Here is a 5,433-nt window from a genome sequence, read left to right as displayed (position 1 = left end):
GGCTGCGGCGATAGCAGCGGCGATTTCTCCGATGCGCGCTGGGAGACCTGGCTGCGGGATCTCGGCCAGTGCCTGGAACAGATGCAAGCCCGCTACCAGGTGCCGCTGATCCTCTGGGGCCTGCGCGCCGGCTGTCTGCTGATCGGCGAGCTGCTAGAGACCCGCGCCGAGACGCCCGCCGCAACGCTGTTCTGGCAGCCGGTGACCAATGGCGAGCTGCATCTGACCCAATTCCTGCGCCTGCGCATGGCCGCAGGCATGATCGGCGGCGCCAAGGAAACCACCGCCCAACTGCGTGCGCGCCTCGACGCCGGAGAGGTGCTGGAGGTGGCCGGCTACGGTCTCGCGCCAGCACTGGCCGCACGGCTGGCCGCAGCCCGTCTGCAACCGCCCGAGCATGGTTCGGTCTGCTGGCTGGAAGTGACCCAAGCGGAGACTCCAACGCTCCCGCCGGCGAGTGCCCGAGTCGTCGATGCCTGGCGGCAAGCCGCTGAACAAGCCATCTTACCGGGGCAGTCGTTGCCTCGATCGTCAGCGCGAAGGACAACGCAACGGCCAGACATCGGGATCCAGATCAAAACCGCCGTTGTTCAAGGCGAGCCCTTCTGGGCCACGCAAGAGATCCGCGAGGTGCCGGCCTTGTTGGCGGCGACCGAGCAGGCGCTGACCGAGGTGCTGGGCCGATGATGGCGAGTCCGATGCAAGACGCGCCCGCGCAAGAGGCGCCGATGGAGCAGGGGCGACGGCAAGCCGTGGCGATGGAGCGGGGGCAGGCTGTTGCGATCGAGCGCGCGCTGACCTTCGAGGTCGGTGGCGAGCCGTTGCTCGGCATCCTGCATCCGGCAACTGTCGTCGTCGCTGCAGCTGAAACCCCAGTTGCAGCTGGAACCGCGATTCCAGCCAGAGCCGAAGCCGCAACGATCGCCGCAGCCGCAACCGCAGCCACCGAGGCGCCGCGCGGTCTGCTACTGGTCGTCGGTGGCCCGCAATATCGGGTCGGCAGCCATCGCCAGTTCCTGCTCTTGGCGCGGCATCTGGCAGCCGCCGGTATCCCCGTGTTTCGCTTCGACTACCGTGGCATGGGCGACTCCAGCGGCCCGCAGCGCGATTTCGAGCAGATCAACGAGGACATCCGCGCCGCCATCGACTGCTTTCAGTCGGCATCCCCGGGGCTGCGTGAAATCGTCATTTGGGGCCTCTGCGATGCCGCTTCCGCCGCCCTGTTCTATGCTTGGCAAGATCCGCGCGTGAGCGCTCTGGTGTTGCTCAATCCCTGGGTGCGCACCGAGGAGGGGCTGGCCAAGGCCTATCTCAAGGGCTACTACCTGCGCCGCGTGCTGAGCCGGGACTTCTGGACAAGCCTGCTCAGCGGGCGTGTCAATCCGCTCAACTCGCTGCGTTCATTGCTGACAATGGTGCGACGAGTCGCCGGTGCCGGTCGCGCTTCGAGCGCGGCGGACACGTTAGGCGGCAACGCGGGCGGTGATGCGGATTCGGACGCGAAGGTCGCCGCAAGCGGGACGGCAGGGGCGAACGGGACGCCGGGTGCGAGCCTATCGGCGACCAAGGGGCAACGTCTCCCATCTGGCCCGCTCCCCGAGCGCATGGCCGCAGGTTGGCAACGTTTTAGCGGCCCGATCCTGCTGATTCTCAGCGGCGACGATCTCACCGCCGCAGAGTTTCGCGACGTCGCCGCCCAGTCGCCCGCCTGGCAGGGCCTGCTCGAGGCCCCGCGCGTCACCCGGCGGGAATTGCCCGACGCCAATCACACCTTCTCCCGCCAGGTCTGGCGCGATCAGGTCGCGGACTGGACGCGGGATTGGTTCTTTTCATCAACTTAAGGCGGTATGGGCTTTGACAGAAATCGCCTAAACTTGCCTAAAGGATTGGGCACTCTTAGGGAGCAGCCGATGGCCCGATCAGGGTTCGAAGAACGTTGGCGCCAACGTTTCGTGCAGCGCGGTCGCCAATTCGACGACGATGCCGGGATCGCCGGCTGGACGACCTCCGGCTTGGACACCCGGCTGCGGCATTTCCAGCGGGTCTGGCCCGGCGACGTGCCTGGCGCACGCTGGCTGGATGCCGGCTGCGGCGCGGGCAGTTACACCCGCTATCTGGCCAGTCGCGCGATCGACACACTGGGCCTGGATTATTCGCTCCCCTCGGTGCAAAAGGCGCGCGCACGCAGCGCCAAGACCATTCGCTGGCTGGTGGGCGATGCCACCAAGCTACCGATCCGGCCCGGGAGCATGGACGGCGTCATGTGCCTCGGCGTCTTGCAGGCGCTCTCCGCGCCCGAGTCAGTCCTGACGGAATTGCTGGCGGCAACGCGCCCCGGCGGACAGGTCTGGGTGGATGCGCTGAACCGGCGCAGCTTGGCCACGCTGATCAAACGCCTGCGCGCCCGGCTCGGTGGGCCGCCGTTGAATCTCCGCTACGATGATCCCGAGCAGCTGCGCCAGCGCTTGCTCGCCCAAGGCGCGGAGTCGGTGCGGATCTATTGGGTACCCATCCTGCCCGGCCGGCTGCAGCGCTTGCAGCCTTGGATCGAATCCCGACCGATGCGCTGGCTCTTGCGGCGTTTGCCGTGGCTCGCCTCGCCATTGAGTCATGCCTTCCTCGTCGCTGCGCGTAAAGTCGAAGTGTGCAATGACCGCTGAGGAGTGTAATAACGATGAGGATCCCTGATCATGCCGGTATGCAGCGCAAACCGACTCATCCTGGTGAAATGCTCAGGGAAGATTTTCTGCCGGACTATGGCCTGACAGTTGACGGATTAGCTGAGTCTTTGGGGCTCTCTCCACAACTCGTCAATGATCTATTGCATGAACGCCGTGCTGTCAGCCCTGAAATGGCACTTCGGCTTGCCCGCTTATTTGGTAACTCTCCAGAGTTTTGGTTGAACGCACAGCGTGCCATTGACCTTTGGACGGCGGCGCAATCGGTTAGAGAGGAGATTGATCGAATTGTCCCCTTGCATGCCGCATAAGATAATGCTTAAAAGCACGCACCCTGAGATCCACCACCACGGCGCCACCACCGGCGTGACCGGTTCCTGTCACGAACTGCGTTACGCGGCGGCCGCTGACCTCGGAAACCTCGACGCCCAGAGCGTCGCCGGCTACCACTCCCTGCTCATCGACTGCGGCCTGTTCCAGGGCGATGAGGCCGGCGCCGACGGCGCGCGCGCCAACCAATTACAGATCGGCTTCGACATCGCCCCCATCCAGGCGCTGATCGTCACCCACGTCCACATCGACCACGTCGGACGGCTGCCGTACCTGCTCGCCGCCGGCTATCAGGGTCCGATCCTCGCCAGCCCCGCCTCGGCCGAATTGCTGCCGTTGGTGCTCGAAGACGCGCTCAAGGTCGGCTTCACGCGCGATCAACGGCTGATCGAGCGCGTGCTCGCCGTGCTGCAAAGTCGCATCGTCGCGTTGCCGTTCGGGCAATGGCACCGGCTCGACGGGCAGGGCGGCGTCGTTTCGCTCGATCTGGTTGGCGAGTCAACGCGCGCTACCGTCGGGAATGCTGATCCGGATCCTGACGCGACCAGCGCAGAGGCTGCCAGTAAGCCTGGCGAGCCAGCGGACTGCGGGCCGCTGATCCGCCTCCAGCGCGCCGGCCATATCCTCGGCTCGGCCTATGTCGAGATCGATCTCTCGTCCCCAGCAGCCAACGCCGCACCGGACGATTCCAGCCAAACCGCGCTGGCCGGCGCTGCCTCGGACAAGCCCGCGTCCAAGCGCCAACGCATCGTCTTCTCCGGCGACCTCGGCGCCCCCGACACCCCGCTGCTGCCCGCGCCGCAGTCGCCCGAGCGCGCCGACATTCTAGTGCTCGAGAGCACCTACGGCGACCGCTGCCATGAAGACCGCAGCACCCGCGTCGAGCGTCTGCGCGCGGTGATCGAACATGCCCTCGCCGACGGCGGCACCGTGCTCATCCCGGCCTTCAGCATCGGCCGCACCCAAGAACTGCTCTACGAACTCGAAGGCCTGTTCCACGCCCACGGCGAGGGTGGCGCGCAAGCACGCCCGCATTGGCAGCGCCTGCAAGTCGTGCTCGACTCGCCACTGGCCGCCGACTTCACCCAAGGCTACCGACGCCTGCGTCAGGTCTGGGACGACGAGGCCCAAGACCGGCTGCAACAAGGCCGCCACCCGCTCGCCTTCGAGCAACTGGTCACCGTCGACCACCATGCTGATCATATGCACATGGTCAACTACCTCGCCCACAGCCGCCAACCGGCGGTGGTCATCGCCGCCAGCGGCATGTGCGCCGGGGGCAGGGTGGTGAACTATCTCAAGGCCATGCTCGGCGACCTGCGCCATGATGTGCTCTTCGTCGGCTATCAGGCCAAGGGCACGCCGGGGCGCGACATCCAGCGCTACGGTCCGCGCGGGGGCTATGTGATGCTCGACGGCGAGCGCTACGACATTCGCGCCCAGATTCATACCATCGGCGGTTACTCAGCCCATGCCGACCAGCGCGATCTGATCGACTTTGTCACTGGGATTGCGACCGCGCCGGCCGAGATTCGCCTGGTGCATGGGGATGAGGGGGCGAAGGCGACGTTGGCCGGAAAGCTGCGCGAGGTGCTGACAGGGACCGAGGTTGTGGTGCCTTGACAATTATTTGCGCGATAGTTTTGCGAGACGCCTTAGTACCCGTCGCCCTTGATGTTGGACGAATCGCAATAAGCCGATCCAAAAAGGTACTGGGTCAGCGCGATTCCAATAGGCAAACCGAGGTCGCCAGCGCCGTGTCGCTGTCTCGCCACCGCCGAGCCGCAAACGTAGGTAACCGCCTGGGCTGCGCTCGGTGTCGAACCAGATCACTCCCTGCGTCTGGGTTGGTGTTGCAACCGGCAGTCCGCTTTGCGCCTGATGCTCGATGAGCGGCAGATTGACTCCGTTCGCGACACAGCACTCCAGCCAATAATCGGTGCGGCCAAGGGTCGGCTCGATGATCCAGGGTTGGCCATCGGCATCCAGTTTGGCTTCCAGCGACACCGGTCCGGAGAGCTTGAGCGGCGCGAAGAAGCGCTCGGCGAGCGCATGCATCTGCGCGTGCGGAAAGGATTCCGCCACCGTCGTCTGCCCCAGTGCCGGCGGCTTGGAGGCGAGCTTGCGGCCATCGAAGCTTGCCAGGATGCGTCCCTGATCCAGGTAAAACGCCGTGAACAGGATGCGACGATCATTGCCAGGCACCCAATGTTGCAGCAGGAACGGCAGCGCCTGCGGGCGCTCGCGCGCGAGCTGTTCTAGGGCTTGGGGCGTGTCGATCAGGCGCACCTTGAACCCGGACAGCGGCCGCGCCGGTTTGACGATCAGCGGAAACGTCAGCCCTGCGGCGCTGATTGCCGGCAAGGCATTAATATCGGACAGCAGCCAGGTCTTGGGATAGGGCAGGTCATAACGCTGGCAGTGG

At 65.5% G+C, this 5,433-nt stretch carries 6 protein-coding genes; 5 read left to right on the top strand and 1 reads right to left on the bottom strand.

Annotated elements, in window-relative coordinates; all coding sequences use genetic code 11:
- The 5 genes from ACLFQI_RS11210 to ACLFQI_RS11190 all read left to right on the top strand — a co-directional run.
- The coding region (locus ACLFQI_RS11210; RefSeq protein ID WP_410759366.1) for a hypothetical protein at nucleotides 1–687 on the top strand (687 nt) is incomplete at its 5' end.
- A 71-nt stretch (nucleotides 688–758) separates the two neighbouring features.
- Nucleotides 759–1,841, top strand: a complete 1,083-nt coding sequence (locus tag ACLFQI_RS11205) for a hydrolase 1, exosortase A system-associated (protein WP_410759367.1) — start codon at nucleotides 759–761, stop codon at nucleotides 1,839–1,841.
- Nucleotides 1,842–1,910: 69 nt separating this feature from the next.
- Nucleotides 1,911–2,660 carry a class I SAM-dependent methyltransferase gene (locus tag ACLFQI_RS11200; protein WP_410759364.1) on the top strand — a complete coding sequence of 250 codons (750 nt, stop codon included), beginning with the start codon at nucleotides 1,911–1,913 and terminating at the stop codon, nucleotides 2,658–2,660.
- A 14-nt stretch (nucleotides 2,661–2,674) separates the two neighbouring features.
- Complete coding sequence (locus ACLFQI_RS11195; RefSeq protein ID WP_410759362.1) at nucleotides 2,675–2,989, top strand: HigA family addiction module antitoxin; 315 nt, start codon at nucleotides 2,675–2,677, stop codon at nucleotides 2,987–2,989.
- On the top strand, nucleotides 2,979–4,631 hold the full coding sequence (locus ACLFQI_RS11190) for an MBL fold metallo-hydrolase RNA specificity domain-containing protein (RefSeq protein ID WP_410759360.1): 1,653 nt from the start codon (nucleotides 2,979–2,981) through the stop codon (nucleotides 4,629–4,631). The genes ACLFQI_RS11195 and ACLFQI_RS11190 overlap by 11 nt, the downstream gene beginning before the upstream one ends.
- Before the next feature lie 3 nt (nucleotides 4,632–4,634).
- On the opposite strand, the gene ACLFQI_RS11185 is transcribed toward ACLFQI_RS11190, so the two are convergent.
- A partial coding sequence (locus ACLFQI_RS11185; protein ID WP_410759358.1) for a hypothetical protein occupies nucleotides 4,635–5,433 on the bottom strand: 799 nt, incomplete at its 5' end.

The sequence above is a fragment of the Halochromatium sp. genome (genome assembly GCF_046541315.1).
In the GTDB taxonomy this organism is placed as follows: domain Bacteria; phylum Pseudomonadota; class Gammaproteobacteria; order Chromatiales; family Chromatiaceae; genus Lamprobacter.
The sequence above is the reverse complement of the archived record's forward strand: the minus strand, read 5'-3'. Positions and strand labels throughout refer to the sequence as shown.